We start from the raw sequence: 24445 nt of genomic DNA, 5'->3' as shown, positions 1-24445 counted from the left end.
CCGGAAAAGCGGAACGGCCGCGAGGGTGCCGCAGTCACAGCAAGCGGAGTTGTTCAGCTTCCGGCGTCACCTCCTCCGCCCGGGGTTCCGGCACCCCCGCGAACCGCCGCGGTGGCTGGGGATCGTCCTCGTTCCGAGGCGCGAGACCGTGGCGCCGCAGGAGTGGCCCGACGCGTTCGCCCAGGCGTTCGCGGTAGCCGCGATCCACGTAGGCGCCGCGGGAGTACAAGCGTTTGTACCGCGGGACCAGCGCGGGGTGCGTGCGGCCCAGCCACGAGGCGAACCACTCGCGCGCGCCGGGGCGCAAATGCAGCGGCAGCACGCTGACGCTGGTGGCCCCGGCTTCAGCGAGGCTCGCGAACAGGGCGTCCAAGGCCTCGACCGAGTCCGTCAGCCACGGCAGGACCGGGGCGACCAGCACGGCGCACGGGAGGCCCGCCGCGCGGGCCTTGCGGACCAGGTCCAGCCGCGCCTGGGGGCTCGGTGTGCCCGGCTCCAGACGGTGCTGCAACTCCCGGTCCAGCAGCGCGATCGAGACCGCCAGGCCCGCCGGGACGTCCTTCGCCACGGATTCCAGCAGGGGCAGGTCCCGGGTCAGCACCGTGCCCTTCGTCAGGATCGACAGCGGGGTGCCCGAGTCCGCCAGCGCGCGGATGATCCCGGGCATCAGCCGGTAGCGGCCCTCCGCGCGCTGGTACGGGTCGGTGTTCGTGCCCATGGCCACGTGCTCTCGCTGCCAGCCGGGCCGCTTCAGTTGCGCCGCAAGCACTTCCGGCGCGTTGATCTTCACCACCACCTGGGTGTCGAAGTCGTGGCCCGCGTCGAAATCGAGGTAGGTGTGGGTGTTGCGGGCGAAGCAGTTGTGGGACACCATGCCGTCGGCCACGAAGTCCCCGGTGCCGGTGGTGATGTCGTACAGCGGCAGCTCCAGGCCCAGCGATTCCACCGCCGTGACGGTGCGCCGCACCGAGCCGATGGTCGTCCCGTCGAGCGAGCGCTTCCAGGCCACGGCCGGGTCGGCCAGGTGCAGGAACCGCAGCACCTCGGCGGTGCCGCCGGACAGCCGCGCCACGCGCCGGCCCGGGTGGCCGCGGTGGCCCACCGTCTCGTAATCGAAGGAAAACCGTTCCAGCGCTTCGAAAAGCGTGTCCACCACGTCCGTCTCGTCGTGTGCGATCGACAGCACCCCGCGGCGGTAGGAGCCCGCGAGGTCGAACAGCCCGGCGAGGAACCCGCGGGACCAGTGCGCGTCCGGCTGCGGCGGGATGCGCATGAACCCCACCGAGGAGCCGAAGTCCGGCAGGTACTCGAGCGCCCGCGCGGCCGCGTCCGGCTCCGCCGCGAAACCGCCGGAGCGCAGCATCCCGCACAGGTACCCGGCGCGGTAGCCGAGCGTGTCGTCCGGCGTGCGCGCGAACCGGCCGCCGCCGACCAGTTCCGTGCCTGCCTCGAGGTGCGGCCGCTGCGCCGTGCCGAGTTTGCTGCCGGTCACGTACTTCCACCCGCGTGCGCTGAGGAACCGGTGGTCCGGCCCGGTGACGAGCATGGTGCCGTCGTCAAGGGTCACGCGGTACGCCTCGCGCACCGTGGTCCAGTGCGCCAGCACCTCGGTGGGCACCAGCCGTCGCGCGACGCCGTGGCCGCGCGTGCCGAGAATCGCCTCGCCCACGGCCAGGTCGGCGATCGGCTTGGCCCGCCCGTCGGCCAGCAGCACCGGGGTGCCGCCGTCGAGGCAGTACGTGCACGCGTGCGAGCAGCCCCGGTACGGGTTCACCGTCCACCGGAACGGCACCGGGGACGCCCCCGGCACCTTGTTCAGCACCGACCGGGCGTGCACCTCGTGAAAGGTGACGCCGTCGAACTCCGGTGATCGCACCGACCGCACCAGGCCGTCCAGGCCTGGCAGGACCGGCTCACCCTCCCCTGCCCGCTGCCGTTCCCATCGCACCCGTCCAGTCGAACACATGTTCTAGAACGCTGTCAAACATATGTTCGAACGGTCCGCTCGCGACGCTGGTCACACGGGGAATCGCTCCAACGCCCGGATCTTGTTCGTCGCGTCCAGGGCCGCGACCTTGTACGCCTCGGACAGCGTCGGGTAGTTGAACACCGCGTCGACCAGGTAGTCGACGGTGCCGCCGCAGCCCATCACCGCCTGGCCGATGTGCACGAGGTCCGTGGCGCCGGTGCCGAACACGTGCACGCCCAGCAGCTTGCGGTCCGTTGTGGACACCAGCAGCTTCAGCATTCCGTAGCTGTCACCGGTGATCTGCCCGCGCGCCAGCTCGCGGTAGCGCGAGATGCCGATCTCGTACGGCACCGAGGACGACGTCAGCTGCGCCTCCGTGGCGCCGACGTACGAGATCTCCGGGATGGTGTAGATCCCGATCGGCTGCAGCGCGCCCAAGCCGTTCGCCCGCTCGCCGAACGCGTGGTACGCGGCGAGGCGGCCCTGGTCCATCGAGGTCGCGGCCAGCGCCGGAAACCCGATCACGTCACCGACCGCGTAGACGTGCTCGACCCCGGTGCGGTAGTGCTCGTCCACGGCCAGCCGGCCGCGCTCGTCGGCCATCAGGCCCGCGTTCTCCAGCGCCAGCTCGCCGGTGACGCCCTGGCGGCCCGCGGAGTACATGACGCCGTCGGCCGGGATGCGCTTGCCGCTCACCAGGGTGGTGACGGTGGAATCGGCGGAAACCGCCACGTTCGCGACCTTCTCCCCGAAGCGGAAGGTGACGCCGAGGTCGCGCAGCTGGAACTTCAGCGACTCGACGATCTCCGGGTCGCAGAAGCCGAGCATCTGGTCGCGCTGCTCCACCACGGTCACGCGCGAGCCGAGCGCGGCGAACATCGACGCGTACTCGATCCCGATCACCCCGGCGCCGACCACGACGAGCGAGGACGGGATCTGCTCCAGCCGCAGGATCTCGTCGGAGTCGAGCACCCGCGCGGCGTCGAAGTCGACGTGCGCGGGGCGGGCCGGGCGGGTGCCGGTGGCGATCACCACGTAGTCGCCGGTGATGGTGCGGCGGTCGCCCGGATGGCGGCCCTCGACCATGATCGTGTGCGGGTCGGCGAACGAGCCGGTGCCCGCGACCAGGTCGACGTGGTTGCGCAGCAGCTGCGAACGCACCACCTGTACCTCGCGCCCCACCACGTGCTGGGTGCGGGCCAGCAGGTCGGCGATGGTGATGTCCTGTTTGACGCGGTAGCTCGCCCCGTAGAGCTCCCGCTGGTTCATGCCGGTCAGGTAGAGCACCGCTTCGCGCAGTGTCTTGGACGGGATCGTGCCGGTGTTGACGCACACCCCGCCGACCATGTCGTGCCGGTCGACGACCGCCACCTTCTTCCCCAGCTTCGCGGCGGCGATGGCCGCCTTCTGCCCGCCGGGCCCCGAGCCGATGACGATGAGGTCGTACTCGTGTTCGCTCACCTGCTGAAGCCTGCGCACTCCCCCGCCGCCGCGCAACCCCCCGGGCGCGCGGAGTCCAGGCCGTTCACCGCGGCGCTACGGCACGTGCACCGTGGCCGCGTCCGACGTCGTGGCGCCGGCGAGGTTCGTGAACACCGCCCGGTACTGCGTGCCTTCCACTGGCTGCGCGACCGTCAGCGTGGTGGCCGTCGCGTCCGGGACGTCCGCCCACTGACCCCCGGCCGCCATGGCCTGCCAGCGAACGAGTGGTGCCGGGTCGCCGAGGGCGTACGCCGTGAACGTAGCGGGGGCCGCCGTCGCGTCCTGCGGCTGCTGGGTCACGACCGGCGCGCCCGGCTGGGCCGTCACCAGGCTGATCGGCACGACGTTGCCGCCGCCGACCGTCACCGCGACGCGGCCGATCGACTGCTCGCCGGTGCCGATGTTCAGGCGCAGATCGGCATGGTTGTTCTCCCGGTTGGAGAACGCCGCGTCGGGCAGCGGGAGCACCGCGGTCTTCCACGTGTCCGTGTTCGTGTCGGTGACCCAGGCCGAGTCGCGGTAGGCGTTGTTGGGGACGTCGGCGAACGAGTCGTAGTGCAGGTTCCAGCCGCCGGTGCCGTGGTCGAAGTAGCTGACGTACGCGGTCGCCTGGTAGCCGCCGCCGGGCACCACTCCGTCGTCGAGGTCGAGGTAGATGTACGAGGACCCGGCCGCGGTCGTCCGGGCGGGCAGGCCGCCCGCCGTCGTCGCCGTGGTGCTGCCGTCTCCGCCGTTCTGCACCACCAATCCGTGCGTGCTGTCCGGGTCGCCGAACGCGGCGCCGACGGTCGCGGACTGGGCGGCGGCCCCGAGGCCGACCGCGAACACGTGTGCCGCCGGGGCGTTCGGCGCCTGGCCCGCCGCGGTGTCGGGCAGGATCACGTACTGCACGGTCTTGGCCGGGTCGAGCGCGGCCCAGGCCAGGTACACGTGCACGTTCTGGTTCTGGCGCGCGCTGTTCGGCCCGGTGTTGAGGTACGGCGTGGTCGCCGCGATCGAGGTCCCCGGCGACGCGCCGCCCGCCCACCAGTCGGCGAAGGACAGCGTGTACGCCTGGGTGCTGCCGTCGCTGTAGACGATCGTGCCCGGCGCCGAAGTGCTGCCGAACGCGCTCGAGCCGAGGAACCCGAGCAGCGCGCCCCGGCCGCTCACCGGCAGCACCTGCCCGCCGGCGACGATGTTGTCCGGCACGTTCGGCCGCGGCCAGGTGAAGCCGATCCCGCCCGCGGTGACGGCCTGCCCCGGTGAGAACCCGGCCGCGGCCAGCGCCTGCGCCGAATAGTTCAGCCCGCTGCCGTCGAACGCGCCGGCCGCCGGCGCGTTGTCGTTGCTGATCCCGGTGTTGCCGTACGCCGCTTCCACTGACGGATAAGGCACTTTGACGCCGCCGCTGGAGCTGAACGAGCCGGCGCTCGACTTCGCCGTGAACCCGATCGGGTAAGAGCCGGGCTTGACGGCCGCGCTCGCGCCCAGGGTCCACTTCACCGTGACCGAGCCGCCCGCGGGCACGCGGGCGTAGGTGGTCGGGCCCGCGGGGGTGGCCGTCCAGCCCGCCGGCGCCGTGATCGAGACGGCGAGGTCACGCACGTCCTTCGTGTCGCCGTTGGTGAACGTGGCCGAGGCGGTGCCCGAGGTGGCCGCCGCCAGGATCGAGGGCACCGTGCTCGTCAGCGTCCCCTGCACGACGATCGGCGCCGAGCCCGAGACGCCGTTGACGGTCGCGGTGATGGTCGCGACGCCGTCCTTGATCGCCCGCACGGACCCGTTGCGGTCCACGCTCGCGACCGCCGGATTGCTGCTGCGGTAGCTGACCGCGGCGCGACTGAGGTCCACAAAGGACTGGTCGTCGTTCACCGCCTCGACCACCTTGTCCGCGGCGATGCCCAGGTTGCGGTCCGGCTCCTCGGCCGGGTTCGTGTCGTCGGCCAGCCAGCGGTTCCGCCCGGCCAGGTCGAAGGTCTGCCTGGGGTGGTACACGACCGACTCCGGCTGCACGGTCACGCTCCGCACCTTCGGCTTGGCGGCGCCGGTCACCTGCACGTCCTGGTGGGCCACGATGGTCGCCGCGTCGGTGCCGACCCGGAACTGGTACGTCCCGGGCGCCACCGCCTCGCGTGAATGCGCGGTGTCCCACAGCGCGAGGTCGGAGACCTTCACCGGCAGCACCACGTGCTGCGTCTGGCCGGGATCGAGCGGCTGGGTCTTGCGGAACCCGGCAAGCCGCTGCAACGGGACGTCACCGGTGCCGGCCCCGGGCGAGGCCACGTACAGCTGCGCCACCGTGGTTCCCTTGCGCGGGCCGGTGTTCGTGACGTCGAGGCCGACGTTCACCGTGCCGTCCGGGGCCACCGACCGGCGGTCGGCCGTGACGTTCGAGATCCGGAACGTGCTGTAGCCGAGGCCGTAGCCGAAGGGGTACGTGGGCGCGCCGGTGAAGTACTGGTAGGTCCGGCCGAGTCCGCCGGTGCTGGCGGCGTTCAGCCCGTAGTCCTGCATCGGCGGCAGCTGCGAATCGCCGGTGTACCAGGTGAAGTCGAGGTGCCCGTCCGGGTTCTGCTTGCCGAACAGCACGTCCGCGAGCGCCGTGCCCTGGCTCTGCCCGTTGTAGCCGCTGAACAGGATCGCGGGCACCTTCGCCTGGAGGTCGCCGAGCGCGACCGGGCCGAGCGTCTGGAGCGCGAGCGCTGTGCGCGGGTTGCCCAGCGCCGTCACCTGGTCGATCAGGGAGGCGTAGTTGCCGGGCATCGCGAGGTTCGCCCGGTCGCGGCCCTCACTCGCCGAGGAGTGGTCCGTGCCGGCGAAGATCAGGACCAGGTCGGCGGCCTTGACGGCGGCCTTCGTGGCGTCGCTCAGTGTCGCGGGTGTGGTGGCCGTGGTCGACGTGCCCGCCGCGTCGAACACGACGGAAGCGTTCGGGAGCGCGGCTTTGATGCCCTCGACCGGGTTCACCGTGTGCGTCGGCTGGCCGCTGTACCCGCCGAGCGTCACGGTGTTCGCCAGATCGCCGAGGACGACGACCTTGCTCGTCTTCGCCGGGTCGGCCGGCAGCACCGGCCCGCTGCCCGGCACCGCCGCGTTCTTCAGCAGTACCAGGGAGTTGTCGGCCACCTTGGTCGCGAGGTCCTGGTGCGCCGGGCTTTCGATCACCGACTTGTCGATCTTCGTGTAGCCCACCTGGGCGGGCGGGTCGAACTCGCCGGTGGCCATCCGCATGGTGAACAGCCGGACGAGGTCCGCGTCGAGCACGCCCTCGGACAGGATGCCCGCGCCGATCGCGGACTGGATGTTGGTCAGCGTGGCCTGATCACCGGTGCAGTTGAGCTGGGTCCCGGCGCGCAGCCCGTACGCCTCCGCGCCCGCGGCGGCCGGGATGGTCGCGCCGGTCGCCGTATTGGTCCAGATCACCTGCGCGCCGGAGACCGAGGACTTCCAGCCCGGCGCGGCCCAGAGGTGCCCGCCCGGCGGCGGCTCCCACGCCGTCTGGATCGCGTCGCAGTCGGACGTGGTGTAGCCGTCGAACCCGAAGGTGCGCTGGGCCAGCTGGTTCACCAGGTAGGTGTTGACCGCGCCGGGCGTGCCGTTGATCGCGTTGTACGAGGTCATCAGCCCGGCGGCGTGATCGTCCTGGACCAGCTTCTGGAACTGCTTGAGGTAGTACTGGTGCAGGTCCGCCTCGGTGGTGACCGAGTCGCCGGACAGCCGGTTGTCCTCGACGTTGTTGAGCGCGTAGTGCTTCACCGTCGCGGCGACCTTGAGGTACGGCGTCATCGGGCTGCCGTCGGGCTTGTTGCCCTGGTAGCCGTTGACGAACGCGCCGGCCATCTGCGCGACGAGGTACGGGTCCTCGCCGAACGCCTCGTCGGTGCGGCCCCAGCGCGGGTCGCGGTCCAGGTTGACCGTCGGCGCCCAGTAGGTCAGGTCGCCGTAGTCGTTGACGTCCGGGCCGATGTTGTTCTGGCCGGTGCCGAAAAGCGATTTGTCCAGAAATCCGCGGGCCTCGTCCGAAATCGCGGTCGTCTCGGAGTAGGTCAATGCCGGGTCCCACGACATCGCGGCGGCGAAGTTCACCGGGAAGCTGGTCGAGTGCACGTTGTCGACGTCGCCCTGGCCGCCCGCGCCGGCGTCGGCGCCAAGCCGGTTCAGACCGTGCTGGCCCTCGCTCCAGTAGGTGTACTGCTGCACCCCGAGCCGCGGGATGGCCGGCGCGTTGTTGGTGTGCAGCTGCTGCACCTTCTCCGGCAACGTCATGCGGGACACCAGATCCGCCGCGCGCTCGGCGAAGCTGTGCTGGGTGTCGCGGTAGACCGGCGGGGGTGGCGCCGCCGCCGCGGAGCCGTTCATCACGGCGACGGCGAGCGTGATCCCACTCAGCGCGACAACGGCGAAAGCCATGGACCGGCGAGCGGGACGCGTGTGGGCCATGAGAAACCTCCGCGGGGACCAGGACTCAGGCACGGCTCAGAGTTCCGTTGCCCGGCGGGGAAAGTCAAGGATTCCCGGTATTTGTCGCCTTCTTTGTCCGGAAGCCGAAAAAAGGCGACGCAAAGTTTCCGCAAGATCGGGTCGCGCGGCTTCTCCATTGACAAAGCCCCCGCGGAAACCGAGACTTCGAGACGCTCCTGACAGCGTTGTCAGGTCAGGGGCGGCAGCAGGTTCTCGGCGCCACCCGCGACTTCGGAGGCTTGCCATGCACCGTGTCCCCACCCGATCCCGGCGGCTCCTGCTCGCCGCGGCGGCGGCCTTGCTCACGCTCGGCGTCGCCACGCCGGTCGCCACGGCCGCGCCCGAAGCGTCGCTCGTCACGAACCCCGCGCAGTACGTCGACCCGATGATCGGGACCGGCAACGGCGGGGAGCAAGTCGGCCAGATCAACAACTTCCCCGGCCCGGCCGTGCCGTTCGGCATGCTCCAGTGGAGCCCGGACACACCGGGCGCGTACGCCGGTTATTCCCATGACAGCGACCAGATCCGCGGGTTCAGCCTCACGCACGCCTCGGTCGGCTGCAGCCAGTTCGGCGACGTGCCCATCCTGCCGGTGGTCGGCGACGTGGGTACCGCTCCGTGGGACCGCACGGAAAAGTTCTCCCACGACACCGAAGTGGCCCGGACCGGCGAGTACGGCGTGACGCTGGCCGACTCCGGCGTCCGCGCCGACCTGACCTCGGCGACGCGCACGGGCCTGGCGGCACTGGCTTTCCCCGCCACCGACAAGGCGCAGCTGCTGGTGAAGGCGGGTGCCAGCCTCAACGGCAACCAGGCCGCGGCCGTGCGGACGATCGGCGACCACGAGGTGGTCGGCTCGGCCTCGACCGGCCAGTTCTGCGGGCACCAGAACAGCTACACGATCTACTACGCGCTGCAGTTCGACCGGCCGTTCACCGCGGCCGGCGGCTGGGACGGGACCACGGTCGGCTCGCCGGGGACGTCGATCGACGTCTCCTCGCCGCACGCCGGCGGGTACCTGACGTTCGACACCCGGGCGAACCAGGTCCTGCACGTGAAGGTCGCGATCTCCTTCGTCAGCACCGAAGGCGCGCAGCGGAACATGGCCGCCGAGATCCCCGGCTGGGACCTCGCGCCGGTCGAGGCGGCCGCGCGCAAGCAGTGGGACGGCGTCCTGTCCCGCATCCAGGTGGGCGGCGGCACCGCGGACCAGCTGAAGACGTTCTACACCTCGCTCTACCACTCGCTGCTGTACCCGACGACGTTCAGCGACGTCGACGGCCGCTACCCCGGCTTCGACGCGAAGGTCCACACTGTGAGCGGGCACCAGCGCGTCCAGTACGCGAACTACTCGCTGTGGGACACCTACCGCTGTCTCGCCGCGCTGCAGGCGCTGCTGCTGCCGGACGTGGGCAGCGACCTCGCGCAGTCGCTGGTCAACGACGCCGGGCAGTTCGGCTGGCTGCCGAAGTGGCCGGTGATGAACGGCGAATCCGGGGTCATGAACGGCGACAACGTCACGCCGTTCCTCGCGTCGCTGCACGCCTTCGGCGCCCAGGACTTCGACACAGCGACGGCGCTGAAGTACATGCTGAAGGGCGCGACCACGCCCGCCCCGCCCGATTTCCCTTACCAGGAACGGGAAGGCGTCGTCGACTACCAGAACTTCGGCTACGTGCCCAACGACCGGGCCGAGCAGGGCCACGTCCGCACCGGCGCATCGCAGACGCTGGAGTACGCGGTCGACGACTTCGCGATCTCACAGTTCGCGGGGGCGATCGGCCAGCGCGGCACCGCGCACACGTACGCCGGCCGCTCGCAGAACTGGCAGAACATCTTCGACGGCGGCACCGGCTACCTGCGGCCCAAGGACAGCACGGGCGCGTTCCCGGCCGGACCGGGTTTCGTGGCGCCGCCGCCCGGACAGTTCGGGCAGAACGGCTTCGACGAGGGCAATGCCGCGCAGTACAACTACCTCGTGCCGCAGAACATGGCCGGGCTGATCACGGCGATGGGCGGGCCCGCCGCGGTGAACCAGCGGGCGGACGCGTTCTTCCAGCTGCTCAACACCGGGCCGAACCTGCCGAACCAGTGGTCCGGCAACGAACCCGACTTCGCGACGCCGTGGCTGTACGACTACACCGGCCGGCCGTGGCAGACCCAGGAGGTGGTCCGGCGGATCGAGACGCAGCTGTTCTCGGCGACGCCCAACGGCGAGCCCGGCAACGACGACCTCGGCGCGCAGTCGTCCTGGTACGTCTGGGCCGCGCTCGGGCTCTACCCGGTGACGCCGGGCACGACCGACCTCGCGTTCGCCAGCCCGCTGTTCCCGAAGGCGGTGCTGCACCTGGCGAACGGGCGCTCGATCACGATCGACGCCCCGGCCGCGGCCGCGGATCACCCGTACGTCACCGGCCTCTCGGTCGACGGCAAGCGGTGGGACCGGACGTACCTGCCGCCCTCGGCGCTGCGGACCGGGGCCACGCTGAAGTTCGACCTCTCCGCGCAGGCCGGCTCCTGGGGCGCGACCTCGGCGCCACCGTCCTATCCGGAGGGACAGGTCGCGGCCATCGGCTACACCAGCCCGACCGGCCAGGTGCGCACGGCGCAGGGCGCGAGCTTCCCGGCGACGATCGGCGTGGTCAGTGCCGGCGGCCGGTCCGATCCCGTGCGCTGGAAGGCCCAGCCGCCGGCTGGGATCACTGTGACGCCGTCGTCCGGAGTCCTGCGCCCCGGCAGTTCCGCCGGGGTCACCGTCGCGGTCGCCGCGGACGCGCCTTCGGGCTACCACCCCGTGCCGGTGGGCTTCACCGACGCGGCGGGGCACGCGTTGCCGGGCGGCACGATCACCGTCACGGTGCCGGCCGCCGACGGCAAGGCCACGACGTGCGACACACTCGGCGCGAGCGACACCGAATGCGGCCTGCAGCGGCTCGACAACGGCGACGGGCACTCGACGCCGGTCACCGTCGCCGGCCGGTCCGGACGGTCCACTTCGGACGGTTACCTGTACTTCGGCGTCACGGACGACCTGGTGCCGGGCGGCACCCAGTACACCGCGACGATCGACGTCGACTACCTCGATCAGGGCACCGGCACGTGGAACGTCCAGTACGACTCCAGCGATCCGAACCAGCCGTACAAGGGAAGTTCGTCGGTGACCAATACCGGGACCGGCACCTGGAAGACGGCGACGTTCACCCTCCCGGACGCCGGCTTCGGCAACCGCGAGAACGGGAGCGCCGACTTCCGGCTCTCGGTCGGCGCCGGCTTCGTGGTGTCGCGGGTGCACGTGAGCGTGTCGGGCGGGAACGTGCTGGCACTGCACCTCTGCCCGGGCGACTGAAAAAGCTCGTGAGTGTCTATGACGGTTAGAACCGGCATAGCCACTCACGAGTCAGGATCGCAGGGAACCGCGGCGCCGGTGGAAGTCCGTGACGCCGTCCAGGCCCGCCGCGATCTCGTCGCGCAGCAGCGCCGCCTGTTGCTCGACGACGTCCTCCCCCAGCAACTCTGCCACCCGCCCCTCCTCCAGCGCCGCCAGCGCCTCCCACGGCGTCGGCGCCAGCGAACCCACCTCGACCCCGGCCGACGGCGGGCTCAGCTCCTCCTCGACGCCCGCCCGGCCCGACGCCAGCAGGGCCGCGAGCACCAGGTGCGGCTGCGCGTCCGCGCCCGCGAAACGGAACTCCAGCCTCGGCGACGCGGGCGGCCCGCACAGCCGGACGGAGGCGGTGCGGTCGTCCGGGCCCCAACGGAGCACCCGGGGTGAGAACGACGCCGTCCGCAGCCGGGTGTAGCTGTTCCACGTCGGGGCCCATACGGCGGTCAGCGCGCGTGCGTCACGCAGCACACCGGCCAGAAAAGCGCCCAACTGGCCGGAAAGCAGCGCCGGACCCTCCACTGTGGACAGTGACAGGTGGACGTGGCACGAGTTGCCCTGCCCGGGCTCCGGCGCGGCCAGGTAGTCGGCGCGGACGTCGTGCCGGGCGGCGACGCGGCGGGTGAGCAGCTGCAGCAACAACGCGTCGTCGCAGGCCGCCAGCGGGTCGCGGTGCCGCAGCACGACCTCGTACTGGCCCGGGTGGCATTCGGCGCGCGCGGACTCCACGCCGAGGCCCGCGGCCGCTTCCCGCAGCGAAGCGAGCAGGGGCGCGAGCCGTTCGGTGCCGCCGAGTGCGTAGTCGACGCCGTGCGAGGTCAGCGGTGCGCCATCGGCATCCCGGAAGACGACCTCGTGCTCCAGTCCCGCCGACGGCACCAGCCCGTGCTCCTCCAACGCCGCCAGCTGCGCCCGCAGCACGGATCGCGGCGCCAGCCCGGCCGGCTCGCCCGAGGGCCACTCCGCGTCGCACACCACCGCCCACGTCCGGTCGCCAAGCGGGAGCGCTGTGGCCGGGTCCGGGCGCATCCGCAGGTCGCCGAAACCGCCGAGGTACGGCGAAAGCGCGCCACCGTCGGGCAGCGGCTCCCGCTCCGGGGTCCAGGCGAACACGTAGCTGCACACGCCGTACCCGTCATCCAGCATTTCGGCGGCGAACGGCCCGCCGACCTCGGCCGCGGCGAACCGCGCGTGCGGATCGGGCACCAGCAGGAGCAAGCGGGTGCCGTCGTCGTCGAGCACCCGCCGCAGGATCTCCCCCGCGGCCGCGCCGGCCGAAGCCCGCGCGGCCAGCGAACGCGGCCCGACCGGACGCGCGAGCGGCGTCACCAGGCGCCGTCCGGGTCCGGCGTGTGCAGCGGGTTCGGCACCCGGCCCCACCGGACGTCGAACTCGTCGTCGCGCTCCACCTTGTCGAAGCCCTGACCGGCGAAGTGCTCGCGGTTCAGCGTCACACGCTCCACGTCCGGCGCGAACAGACGGCACGCGTCAAACCGCGCGGCGACGTCCGGGTTCTGGTCGCGGTAGCGGCCGACGACCGCGCGCACCAGCCCCCAGAACACCCCGCGCGGCAAGGCCAGGTCGTCGAGCAGGATCTCGGCCCAGAACCGCAGCTGCCCGGAGAACACCGAGCTGAACAGCGATTGCGCGAGCAGGTGCGCCGGCCAGCGCAGCATGTCGGCGTTCGCCTCCGGCGGGAGGTCCGCGTAACAGGGCAGTTCCTCGTCGAGCAGGTCGACGCCCTGCGCGAAGTCCTTGACCGCCACGCGCAGCGGCCAGCCGTCGGCGTCGATCACGAGGATCAGGTTCTGGCCGTGCGGGCAGAACCCGACGCCGTACCGCAACAGCCACTGGAGCAACGGCGTGAGCAGCAGGTCGAACAGCCGCGCGCACCACTGTTCGGCGCCGTGGCCCGCGCGCTCGATCAGCCCGGCGAGCACTGACCGGCCGTCGGCGTCGCGGTACGGCAGCGCGGCGAACGAGATCGCCTGCTCCCCCTCGCCGAGCCGCGCGACGAGCGGCTCGCGCCACAACGCGCCCAGCGTCTCGTGGAAGCGGTACGGCAGTTCTTCCAGCGCGCCGAAAAGCGGGTGCCGCACCGAAACGCTGGCGACCTCGCCGAGCAGTTCGAACCGGTACTCGCGCGACAGCAGCGGGTCGGCCGCGTCGATCCGGCGCAGCCACTCGGTGACCGACGGCCCGGCCAGCGTGGCCGCGGAGTTCAGCCCGCGGTAGACCAGCGTGTTGCGCACCGAAACCGCGGTCTTCACGTCGTGCCGGTCCGGCCGCGAGGTGTTGGCCAGCGTGCGCACGGTCTGATGTGGACGGTACGCGTCGCCGCCGTCGCCGAGGTCCACCAGCCGCCCGGTCGCCAGCTCCGCCGAGTAGAGCGTGCCGAGGATTTCGTCCGCCTGCCAAGGATGCACGGGCACCCACAGGTAGTCGGCAGCCTCGCCGACCTCGGCGACCCGCGCGGTGAACGCCGCCCGCTCGGCGTCGTCCAGCTCGGCCGCCAGCAGCTCGGACTCGGTCAGCCCGGCGGTGCAGCGGAACTCGGCGAGGTCGCGGTGCACGGCGAACCAGCGCAACCGGAGGTCGGCGCCGGCCTCGGGCGCGTACCGCGCGCGGTCGGCGGCGGAGAAGCCGACCCGGCCCTTGTTGAGCACCAGCCGCGGATGCCCGGTGAGGTGCCCGTCGGCGAGGTTGTAGTCCATCGTGGACAGTTCGGCGGCGGTGGGCGCGCGGCGCAGGCGGGCCGCCTCGTTCGCGACCGTCGCGGTCAGCTCCGCGAGGACGTCGGCCAGCCGGAGCCCGGTCAGCCCCAGCGTTTCCCGCGCGTCGACGACCAGCGTGCGCGGGTCGTCGGCCGGCGCCTCGGCGTCGCCGGCGGCCCGGACCGCGCTGCCCGGCCGGACCGTCCAGGACTCGAACGCGCCGCGCCGGGCCTCGAAGCGGTACGAGACGTCGCCGGGCAGCTCCAGCCGCCAGGTGCGGTGCCCGGCGCTGGTCGCCTCGCCGGGTTTCGGCACGAGCATCGCCTCGTACGACAGCTCGCCCAGCATCTTGTGCACGACAAGGGAACCCGCGGCGCGCCAAGCGGCAGAGTCAGTCAGGGTCACAGGTCCTCCGTGGTCTCGAGGCCGAACGTGGTGAACGCGGTGCGCGCGGGCAGCTCGTAAACCGCCTTGCCGCACACCGCGTTGAGGATCGTGGCGGCGCGCCAGGCGCCGAGCCCGAGGTCCGGCGCGCCGGGCCCGTGTGTGTGCCGCTCCGCGTTCTGCACGAACAGCGAGCCGGTGACGTCGCCGCCGAGCGCGAGCCGGTAGTCCTCGCCGACGACCAGCCGGCCCCGGCCGTCTCGCTGGACGGCCTCGCCCAGCCCGGACAGCAGCGGCCTGGTCGGCGTTTCCGCGTACCCGGTGGCGCAGACGACGGCGCCGGTGCGGTGCGTGGCGGTGCGGTCCTGCTGCGCGTGCCGCAAACCGAGTTCGATGCCGTCGCCGAACGCGCTCGCCGAAACCACCTCGACGCCGGGGGTGAGCGCGGCGCCGGGCCACGCCCCGCCGATGCTACGGCGGTACAGCTCGTCGTGGATCGCGGCGATGGTCTCGGCGTCGATTCCCTTGTACAGCTGCCATTGCTCGGGCAGCAGCCGGTCTCGAACCGCCTCGGGCAGGCCGTGGAAGTACGCCGTGTAGTCCGGGGTGAACTGCTCCAGCCCCAGCTTCGAGTACTCCATCGGCGCGAACGCGGAGGTGCGCGCGAGCCAGCGCAAGCCGTCCACAGTGGATCTTGCCCGCAGCAGGTCGAGGAACACCTCGGCGCCGGACTGCCCCGAACCGACCACCGTCACGGTTTGCGCCGCCAGCAAGGCATCGCGGTGGGTCAGATAGTCCGCGGAGTGCAGCGCGAGCACGTCCGGCGCGGCGACGAGTTCCCGCAGCGACACCGGGACGTTCGGCGTGCTGCCGACCCCGAGCACCACCGACGCCGCCAGCACCGGCTCCTCGCCGGAGACCGTCAGCTCGAACGCTTCTTCGGCCGCCGCCCAGCGAATGCCCGTGACCTCGTGGCCGAACCGGCACGACGGCAGGCGCGCGGCGGCCCAGCGGCCGTAGTCGTCGTACTCCGCGCGCGGCAGGTGGAAGCGCTCGGCGAAGTAGAACGGCAGCAGCCGGCCGCGTTCGCGCAGGTAGTTGAGGAACGAGTGCCGGCTGGTCGGGTCGACGAGCGAGACCAGGTCGGCCAGGAACGGCACCTGCAGCGTCGCGCCCTCGACCAGCAGCCCGGGATGCCAGCGGAACTCCGGGCGTGCGTCGAACAGCACGACGTCCAGCTGCTCCAGCGGATCGGCCAGCGCCGCGAGCGACAGGTTGAACGGCCCGATCCCGACCCCCGCGAGATCGAACCGCCTCACGAGGCGACCGGGCTCTGCCGCGCGACGGTGGCGCACTCGGCCGCCGCGGTGGCCGCCACCCGGTCCAGCAGCGGGCGGTAGTCCTCGGGGCCGGTGTGCGGGTGCAGCAGGGTGAGCTTGAGCCACAGCTGCGGCGCGCCGTCCGGCCCGGTCGGCAGCAGGCCGCGGCCGATCACCGCGGTGCCCGACTCCAGCAGGGAGCGGCGGACGCGGGCCACCAGTTCGTCACCCGACGATTCGCCCAGCTCGTCGGCCACCCGCGGGCGGAAGACCACAGTGGACAGTTCTGGCGCTCCCCAGGAGCGCAGGCCGGGGTGCGCGGCGACGAGTGTGTGCACGCCGTTCGCGGTGGCACAGCAGCGTTCCACGAGCGCGCCGATGCCCTCGGTGCCGAGCGCACGGACGGTCACGGCCATCCGGAACGCGTCCGGGCGGCGCGAGGTCCGGATCGACCGGCCGAGCAGGTCGGGCAGGCCGGCCTCGGTGTCGTCGTCGGCGTTCAGGTACTCGGCGCGGACGGTGAGCGCGGCGAGGTCGGCGCCGTCGCGCGCGGCCAGCAGCCCGGCGGCGACCGGCTGCCAGCCGAACTTGTGCATGTCGAGGGCGACCGAGTCGGCCAGCTCCAGTCCAGCAACGCGCGGGCGGAGAGTTTCGCTGCACAGCGCCATTCCGCCGTACGCGGCGTCGACGTGCAGCCGGGCCCCGGCGCGGTGGCAGATCTCCGCGATCTCCGGCAGCGGGTCGATCCGCCCGGTGTTGGTGGTGCCCGCGGTCGCGACAACCACGGCGGCCGCGCCCAGTTTCGCGAGCGCCTCGGCCAGCGCGGACGGGACCATCCGATCGTCCTCGCAAGCCACGACAACGGGCGCGGGCAACCCGAGCAGCCAAGCTGCGCGCGCGACGCTGTGGTGGGAATTCGCCCCGCACACCGGCCGGACGGCAATGCCGCTCGCCTCCCGCGCCAGTAGCAGTCCGAGCAAGTTCGACTCGGTGCCACCAGACGTCACCACGGCGTCCGCCCCCGCGGCGGCCGGGTAACAGAGCCGCGCGATCCCCGTGGTGAACTCCCGTTCCAGCTCACTGGCGACCGGCGCCTGGTCCCACGAGTCCATGGACGGGTTGAGCGCACTGGCCACCACGTCCGCGGCGACCGAAACGGCCAGCGGCGGGCAGTGCAGGTGCGCGGCGCAGGCCGGGTCCGCGGGGTCGGCGGACCCGGCGGCGAGCAGGGCGCTGAGTTCTTCGAGTGCGTGCTCCTCCCCCACACCGGTGCGCGGCAGCACTCCCGTCCCGCCGCCGGCCGCGGCCAACGCCGCCGCCACCGCGGCCGGCCCGCCGGCCGGCACCGGCCCGCCCCGCTCGGCGATCCCGTTCGCGAGGCCGCGCAGGGCCACCGGGATCAGCTCGCCGAGCCGTTCCGCGCCGCCGCGCCCGCCGCTGAGACCAGCTGCCGCCTCAACACCCATGGAGCCGCCTTTCTTAGGGTTGCCTACCCTGCGCAACAATACGGACACCCTCCGGCAGAAGGCGACCGGGTAGGCATCCCCTCCCAGCATGGGGGGCCGGACCGCGGATTACGTCACCCATTCGGGAGATCCTGACCAGGCCCGCCTCGTGCACAGGACGCCGGATCACCGGTGGCAGGCGGCGGCACTCAGCGCAGTGAATGACGCTTGCGCTGCGCCGAGCGCAGCGAATGACGCTTCCGCTGCACTCACGGCGGCCGTCGCGCTCCCGACGAGCACCGCAGCGGATGACGCTTCCGCTGCGCTCAGTGCAGGGAAAGCGTCATCCGCTGTGGTCCGGCAGCTGCGAAGATCGGCGGGCTACCAGGTGACCGGCAGCGACCGGGGTCCGCGAAGCAGGCGGCCGCTCTTGAACGGCACCTCGGCGGCCGGCACCGCCAGGCGCAGCTCCGGCAGCCGGCGCACCAGCGCGCCGAGCGCGGACTGCAGCTCGACCCGCGCGAGCGGCGCGCCGAGGCAATGGTGCAGACCATGCCCGAACGAAATGTGCGGATTGGCTTCGCGATCGAAGTCCACCTCGCCGGACCGTTCGAACGCGCTCTCGTCGCGGTTGGCGGCGGCGATCTGGCAGACCACGGACTCGCCCGCGCGCACCAGCGTGCCGCCGACCTCCAGGTCTTCCCGGGCGATCCGGCCGAAAGTGACCACCCCCAGCGGCGTGATCCGCGCCAGCTCTTCGACCGCGGTGGGCACCAGCGCCGGATCGTCACACAGCCGCTGCCACAGCTCGGGCTGGGTCAGCAGGGTGAACACGTAACCGGAGAGCTGGTTGGCCGTGGTCTCGTGCCCCGCGCTGAGCAGGACGGTGCCCAGCTGCACCAGTTCCTCGTCGGAGAGCCGTTCCTCGTCGTCCCGGGCCGACACGAGAGTACCGATCAGGTCCTCGGTCGGCTCCACCCGGCGCTTCTCGGCCAGCTCGGCGAAAAAGGTCTCCAGCGACTGCTGGGCCGCCATGATCTCCTCGACCGGCACGTCGGCGATGGCGGTGGCTTTGTCCGACCAGACATGGAACTGCGACCGCTGGTCCTCCGGCACGCCGAGCAGTTCGCTGATCCCGGTGATCGCCAGCGGCAGCGCGAAATCGGTGACCAGGTCGGCGGGCGGCCCCGTTTCGATCATCCGGTCCAGCAGGCCGTCCACCACCTGCTGGATGCCCGGGCGCAGCAGCTCGATCCGGCGCACGGTGAACGTCCTCGCGACCACCCGGCGCACCCGCGTGTGCTCAGGCGGGTCCAGGTTCAGGATGCTGGGGGTCGTCTCGATCATCGGCAACGTGCGCGGCGCGTCGGCGCCCACGGCCGCCGCGCGGCTGAACCGGGGATCGGACAGCACCAGCTTGACGTCGGCGAGCTTGGTCGCCAGCCAGGCCGTGCCGCCGTAGGGCATCTCCAGCCGGGCGAGGCCGGCGGCCCGCCGGAACTGGCCGTACTCCGGCGCCAGATCCAGCTGCGGGACCTCCGGGAACGGGTACGGGCGAGCCTCGATCGTCATCGTGCGAACCTCCTGGGTTCGTGGTGGGACCGCCGGTCTTTCGAGTAGTAGCAAGAAAACCGGCGGTCGTCCACCAATCCCGAGGGGGAGCTGGCCGGATCAGGCCCGCGGCGCCAGCCCCCGCACCTGCTCGAACGGGTCCCCGCCGGTCGGCAGCAGCGCGATGACCGGCGTGGTCAGCCCACCGTCCACATAGGCCTGAACCTGCTCCCGGCAGGACTCGACGCTGCCGTGGATCACCAGCTCGTCCACCACGGAGTCCGGGATCACCTCGTTGGCCTTCTTCCGGTCCCCCGCCGCCCAGGCCGCGTGCATCGGCGCCAGCGCCTCACCGCGCCCGAGCCACTCGTGGAACGCCGCGTACACCGGCACGGTCAGGTACGAGGAGATCAGCATCCGCCCCAGGCCCCGGGCGGCGGCGGCATCCTCGGTCGGGCAGACGAAGATCCGGGCCGCCAGCTCGACGTCCGGCCCCACCACGCCCCGCACCTGCGCCACGTCGGACGCGGCCAGCCAGTTCGTGATCGCGCCGTCGGCCTCGCGGGCCGCCAGCTTCAGCATGCCCGGGCGCAGCGCCGCCAGCATGATCGACGGCGCCGGGTCCGCGGCGCGCTCCAGCCGGAACTTGCTCACCGAGAACGTTTCATACTTCTCGCTCACCTTCTCCCCGGCGAGCGCCGAGCGCAGGAACCGCAACGTGTCCCGCGAACGCGCGAACGGCTCGGTGAACTCCGCGGCGTTCCAGCCCTCCACGATCACCGGCGAGGAGGCCCCGATGCCGAGCACGAACCGGCCCGGCGCCAGCTCCGCGAGCGTCGACGCGCTCATCGCCAGCAGCCCCGGGCCGCGCGTGTACACCGGCACGATCGCCGTGCCCAGCCGCAATTGCGGCGCCCACTGCGAAGCCAGCACCAGCGGTGTGAACGCGTCCGTGCCCGCGGTCTCCGCCGTCCAGGCGTCCGTGTAGCCGAGGTCGGGCAGCTGCTCGACGAGCTCGCGGTGCTCGGTCAGCGGCACACCCGTGAGCGGGATCGTAAGGCCCCAGCGGCTCATGAATTCTCCTTGTCGACAACGGAAAGCTCACGCAGCAGCCAGTCGACCTGCGTGCGCATCAGGTTCTCCGCGACCTCTTCGGCCTGCGGTGTCATGTGCGTCGCCCCGGCGAGCGGCAGGAACACGTGCGAGCGCCCCTTGGCCAGCAGCGCCGACGAGAGCCGCAGCGAGTGCGCGGGGAACACGTTGTCGTCGGCGAGGCCGTGCACGAGCATCAGCGCCCGCGAAAGCTCTCCGGCGCCGGCGATCAGCGAGTTCGTCTCGTACACCTCGGGCGCGTCCTGCGGCTTGCCCAGGTAACGCTCGGTGTAGTGCGTGTCGTAAAGGGACCAGTCGGTCACCGGCGCGCCCGCGACGGCGGCGTGGAACACGTCCGGACGGCGCAGCACCGCCAGCGCCGACAGGTACCCGCCGTAGGACCAGCCGCGGATCGCGACGCGCTCGGTGTCCAGCTCCGGGTGCTCGGCCGCGGCCGCGTGCAGCCCGTCCACCTGGTCGGCCAGCGTGACCTCGGCGAGCTTGCCCGCGATGGCCTTCTCCCAGGCCGCGCCCCGGCCCGGCGAGCCGCGGCCGTCGACCACCAGCACCGCGAAACCCTGGTCCGCCAGCCATTGCGGGGTGAGGAACGCGTTGCGGCTCTGGAGCACGCGCTGCGCGTGCGGGCCGCCGTACGGGTCGAGCAGCACCGGCAGCTTGCCCTCACTCGGCTCGTAACCCCGCGGCAGCACCAAAGCCGCGCGCAGGCCGCGCTCGCCGAGCGTCAGCCAGGTAAGGTTCGGCACGATCTCGGGGTCCACAGTGGACGATGTGATCGAGCCCGCCGGCTCGCCGTCACGCAGCACCTGCACGATGGGGCCGCTGTGCTCGAGGCTCCACGACGAGACCACGGTGAGCGCCGCGCTGCCCGAGCCGCCATGCACACCGTCCTCAGTGGACAGACGACGGACGGTGCCGCCCTCGGTGCGGTAGACGTGCACCTGCGTCGGGTCGTCGGAAGCGGTGAAGAGGACTTCGGTGCCGACGTGCAGCACCGAGCGCAGCTGAAGACCGGCCGGCGTGACGGGCTTGCCGTCCACCACCAGCCGGTGGTCGCCGTCGGCCGCGCTCTCGGTGACCAGGCGGCCGTCCGCGGTCCACGCCGGCACGCCCTGGACGATCTCGACCCACTGCGCGTCGGTCTCGGTGTGCAGCACGCTGGTCGAGCCGTCCGCGACGTCGACCGCCAGCACCGAAAGCGAGCGCTGGTCCCGCGGCTGCACCGCGAGCAGCGGCGCCCCGCCCGCCGACCAGTGCACCGTGACCAGGTACTCCCAGTCGCCGCGGGCCAGGTCGACGCGGCTGCCGTCCAGGCCCAGCAGCGCGAGCGAAACCTCGGCGTTCGGCGAGCCGGCCGACGGGTACGCGACGACGTTCGCCGGGTTCTGCGGGTTCGCCGGGTCGCCGATGGTCCAGCGCGGCACCGGGCCGCGGTCCGCGCGCTCGGCGATCAGGCTCTGCCCGTCCGGCGACCACCAGTAGCCGCGGTGGCGGTCCATCTCCTCCCCGGCGATGAACTCCGCGAGGCCCCAGGTGACGTCTTCGCCGTCCTCCTCGACCAGCACCCGGTCGGCGCCGGTGGCCAGCTCGATCACCCGCAGCCGCCGGTCGCGGACGTACGCGACGTGCGTGCCCGACGGGTTCGGCCGCGGGTCGATCACCGAGCCGTCGACCAGCACCTTGATCTCACCGGTCGCCAGCTCGAGTGTGTAGAGCTTGCCGGACAAGGTGAAGGTGACGACCGTGAACGCGTCGTCGACCCCGTACGCCAGCACACCGCTGCCGGTCAGCCGCGAACGCTCGCGGCGCGCCCGCTCCTCCGGCGGCAGGTCCTCGTCGCCGGGCAGCAGCTCCGCGGCGTCGACCAGCTTCGCCTCCTCGCCGGAGGTGAGGTCGAGCGCCCACAGGCTGTGCCGCGGGTCGGTGCCTGACTCGCTGCGCAGGAACAGCACCCGCGAACCGTCCGGGGACACGGTGAACAGCTTGGGCGCGCCGAGCGTGAAGCGCTGGGTGCGGGCCTGGCGGCGGAGGAACGAGAGGTCGTCGTCGAGAACAGAGTCGGTCACGTCCGGCACTCTTTCAGACGATCAGGCCACGACGCCAACACCCTTCAGCGCGAGCAGCATCTCCTCGACGTCGTAGGCCGGTTCCGGGAACTGCGGCGCCAGCTCGGTGAGCACCTCGATCAGCAGCTCGGCCACGGCCCAGTTCCGGTACCACTTGCGGTCGGCGGGCACGACGTACCAGGGCGCGGTGTCCGGCGAGGTCTTGGCCAGCACGTCGGCGTAGGCCTCCTGGTAGGCGGTCCAGTGGCTGCGCGCTTCGAGGTCCGAGGGGTCGAACTTCCAGCGCTTCTCCGGTCGTTGCAACCGGGCCCGCAGCCGCTTGAGCTGCTCCTCGGGAGAGATGTGCAGGAAGACCTTGACCACGGTGGTGCCGCCCTCGGCCAGCTCGCTCTCGAAGGCGTTGATCTGCTTGTACCGCAGCCGCCGCTCGGCCGCGGTGAGCAGCCCGGACACCCGCGGCACCAGGATGTCCTCGTAGTGCGAGCGGTCGAACACGCCGATCCGACCCGGCGCGGGCAGCTGGCGGCGCACGCGCCAGAGGAAGTCGTGGCGGCGCTCGGCCGGGGTGGGCTTCTTGAACGCGGTGTACTTGACGCCCATCGGGTTCACCAGGCCCAGCACGTGCCCGACGGTGCCGCCCTTGCCCGAGGTGTCCATGCCCTGGAGCACCAGCAGCACACTGCGGCCGCCGCCGGCCGTGCCCTCCGCGTACAGCGCCTCCTGCAGGGCCGAAAGCCGCTCCCCGGCGGTGGCGAGCTTCTCCTCGCCCTTCGCCTTCTTGGCCGGCCCGACCGGCGACGAGGCCGGGTCCGGCAGCTCCGCCCCTGCTCGCAGGGCATCCCGGACGCGGTTCCCGTTCTCCTTCTTCGCCATCCGGCGACGATAACCCTCAGGTCGCGGCCGCCGCCTTCGCGGGAACCACCCGGCCGGGTGGTTCACCGTCGATTCCGTACCGGACCGTCCCCCGCACGCATCGATTCACCGGCGATCCCCCCGGACTGCGCAACGAACAACGGGCGAAAGCAACGTTTCCCGGCTGATCTCCCCGCGAACAGGGCCTAGCCTGAACCCATGACGACGTTCGCCGGCCGGGAAACCGCCGCCCCTGCCTCCGCCGACGGGTTCATCGCACTCGACGAGCGCTGGAGCACCCACAACTACCACCCGCTGCCGGTCGTGATCGCCGAGGCCGAAGGCGCCAGCGTGACCGACGTGGAGGGCAAGTCCTACCTGGACTTCCTGTCCGGCTACTCGGCGCTGAACTTCGGCCACCGCCACCCCGCGCTGATCGCCGCCGCGGTCGAGCAGCTGGGCCGCGTCACGCTCACCTCGCGCGCGTTCCACCACGACCAGCTGGGCCTGTTCTGCCGCGAGCTGGCCGAGCTGACCGGCACCGAGATGGTGCTGCCGATGAACTCCGGGGCCGAGGCCGTGGAGTCCGCGGTGAAGGTCGCGCGCAAGTGGGCGCACCAGGTGAAGGGCGTGCCGGACGGCACCGCGGAGATCATCGTCGCCGGGTCGAACTTCCACGGCCGCACCACCACGATCGTGTCGTTCTCCACCGACGAAACCGCGCGCGCCGGCTTCGGCCCGTTCACGCCGGGCTTCGTGACGGTGCCGTACGGCGACGCCGAGGCCCTGCGCGCCGCGATCACTCCGCGCACCGCGGCCGTGCTGCTCGAGCCCGTGCAGGGTGAGGCCGGCGTCGTCGTGCCGCCGCACGGCTACTTCGCCGACGTCCGCCGCGCCTGCGACGAGCACGGCGTGCTGCTGATCGCCGACGAGATCCAGTCCGGCCTCGCCCGCACCGGCACCGTGCTGGCGCTGGACCACGAGGGCGTGCGCGCCGACGTCTACACCCTCGGCAAGGCCCTCGGCGGCGGCATCCTGCCGGTGTCCGCCGTGGTCGGCAGCCAGGCCGTGCTCGGGGTCCTGCAGCCCGGCGAGCACGGTTCGACGTTCGGCGGCAACCCGGTGGCGTGCGCGGTCGGCCGCGCTGTGGTGCGGCTGCTGAACACCGGCGAGTTCCAGCAGCGCTCGGCCGAGCTGGGCGCCCACCTGCACGAGCGCCTCACCGGCCTGATCGGGCACGGCCTGGCCGAGGTCCGTGGCCGCGGCCTGTGGGCGGGCATCGACATCGCGCCGGGCGGGCCATCCGGGCGCGCGGCGTCCGAGGCGCTGGCCGGGCTCGGCGTGCTGTGCAAGGAAACCCACGAGAACACCCTGCGCGTGGCGCCGCCGCTGGTGATCACCCGCGAGGAGCTGGACCGCGGCATCGACGCGATCGTCAAGGTCATCCGTGGCATGAGCTGAGCGGCGGGAGCGTTTCGCCCGGTTCGCTCGTTAAGCCGGTTATGGCACTGGGGTATCGGGAGAACCGGGACTGGGTGGAACGGCCGCTGGTCGGCACCGAAAGCGTCGAACCGGCGGAGCTGTACGCGCGGGGCAAGCGGCTGCGTGACAGCGCGCCGGTGACGGCGCACGACCACGAGGCCGCGGCCCGCGAGCGGCCGGGCGCGCGGGAGTACTTCGCGGCGAGCAACGCCGGACGGCTGCCGGAGCTGGTCGAGCTGCGGCGGG

General features: G+C 72.1%; 13 protein-coding genes. 2 read left to right on the top strand and 11 right to left on the bottom strand.

Going from position 1 to position 24445, the window contains the following annotated elements; translation table 11 throughout:
* Window positions 1–34: 34 nt before the first annotated feature.
* From OG371_RS30940 to OG371_RS30930, 3 genes are all read right to left on the bottom strand, one after another.
* The gene (locus OG371_RS30940; RefSeq protein ID WP_329058976.1) at window positions 35–1948 is read right to left on the bottom strand and encodes an intein-containing Rv2578c family radical SAM protein; all 1914 of its coding nucleotides are present in this window, start codon (window positions 1946–1948) and stop codon (window positions 35–37) included.
* 69 nt (window positions 1949–2017) lie between these two features.
* Window positions 2018–3430 (bottom strand): Si-specific NAD(P)(+) transhydrogenase, encoded by a 1413-nt coding sequence (gene sthA / locus OG371_RS30935; protein WP_329058974.1) that lies wholly within the window; start codon window positions 3428–3430, stop codon window positions 2018–2020.
* Window positions 3431–3505: 75 nt separating this feature from the next.
* The gene (locus OG371_RS30930) at window positions 3506–7873 is read right to left on the bottom strand and encodes a glycoside hydrolase family 3 C-terminal domain-containing protein (protein WP_329058973.1); all 4368 of its coding nucleotides are present in this window, start codon (window positions 7871–7873) and stop codon (window positions 3506–3508) included.
* A gap of 265 nt (window positions 7874–8138) precedes the next feature.
* Between OG371_RS30930 and OG371_RS30925 the strand changes: the two genes are divergently transcribed.
* On the top strand, window positions 8139–11240 hold the full coding sequence (locus OG371_RS30925; RefSeq protein ID WP_329058971.1) for a GH92 family glycosyl hydrolase: 3102 nt from the start codon (window positions 8139–8141) through the stop codon (window positions 11238–11240).
* 51 nt (window positions 11241–11291) lie between these two features.
* On the opposite strand, the gene OG371_RS30920 is transcribed toward OG371_RS30925, so the two are convergent.
* The 8 genes from OG371_RS30920 to OG371_RS30885 form a co-directional block, all read right to left on the bottom strand.
* Window positions 11292–12605, bottom strand: a complete 1314-nt coding sequence (locus tag OG371_RS30920) for a glutamine synthetase (RefSeq protein WP_329058969.1) — start codon at window positions 12603–12605, stop codon at window positions 11292–11294.
* A complete protein-coding gene (locus OG371_RS30915) occupies window positions 12602–14395 on the bottom strand; it encodes an IucA/IucC family protein (RefSeq protein ID WP_329058968.1) in 1794 nt (597 codons plus the stop codon). The genes OG371_RS30920 and OG371_RS30915 overlap by 4 nt, the downstream gene beginning before the upstream one ends.
* Window positions 14392–15693 (bottom strand): lysine N(6)-hydroxylase/L-ornithine N(5)-oxygenase family protein, encoded by a 1302-nt coding sequence (locus OG371_RS30910; RefSeq protein ID WP_329058967.1) that lies wholly within the window; start codon window positions 15691–15693, stop codon window positions 14392–14394. Before OG371_RS30910 ends, OG371_RS30915 begins: the two co-directional genes overlap by 4 nt.
* On the bottom strand, window positions 15690–17159 hold the full coding sequence (locus tag OG371_RS30905; RefSeq protein WP_329058966.1) for a pyridoxal phosphate-dependent decarboxylase family protein: 1470 nt from the start codon (window positions 17157–17159) through the stop codon (window positions 15690–15692). The genes OG371_RS30910 and OG371_RS30905 overlap by 4 nt, the downstream gene beginning before the upstream one ends.
* A gap of 360 nt (window positions 17160–17519) precedes the next feature.
* A complete protein-coding gene (locus OG371_RS30900; protein WP_329058965.1) occupies window positions 17520–18710 on the bottom strand; it encodes a cytochrome P450 in 1191 nt (396 codons plus the stop codon).
* A gap of 99 nt (window positions 18711–18809) precedes the next feature.
* Entirely contained in the window at window positions 18810–19763 is a 954-nt protein-coding gene (locus tag OG371_RS30895; RefSeq protein WP_329058963.1) for an LLM class F420-dependent oxidoreductase, read from the bottom strand.
* Complete coding sequence (locus tag OG371_RS30890) at window positions 19760–21874, bottom strand: prolyl oligopeptidase family serine peptidase (protein ID WP_442876008.1); 2115 nt, start codon at window positions 21872–21874, stop codon at window positions 19760–19762. Before OG371_RS30890 ends, OG371_RS30895 begins: the two co-directional genes overlap by 4 nt.
* 12 nt (window positions 21875–21886) lie before the next feature.
* Window positions 21887–22738, bottom strand: coding sequence for a PPK2 family polyphosphate kinase (locus OG371_RS30885; RefSeq protein WP_329058961.1), 852 nt, complete (start codon window positions 22736–22738; stop codon window positions 21887–21889).
* Between the two features lie 198 nt (window positions 22739–22936).
* Here OG371_RS30885 and rocD point away from each other — a divergent pair, with 198 nt between their 5' ends.
* Window positions 22937–24178, top strand: coding sequence for an ornithine--oxo-acid transaminase (gene rocD / locus OG371_RS30880; protein ID WP_329058959.1), 1242 nt, complete (start codon window positions 22937–22939; stop codon window positions 24176–24178).
* Window positions 24179–24445 lie beyond the last annotated feature (267 nt).

The organism is Amycolatopsis sp. NBC_01480, assembly GCF_036227205.1.
Taxonomy (GTDB): Bacteria; Actinomycetota; Actinomycetes; order Mycobacteriales; family Pseudonocardiaceae; genus Amycolatopsis.
Note: the sequence above shows the minus strand (reverse complement) of the source record. Positions and strands in the feature narration are given on the sequence as shown.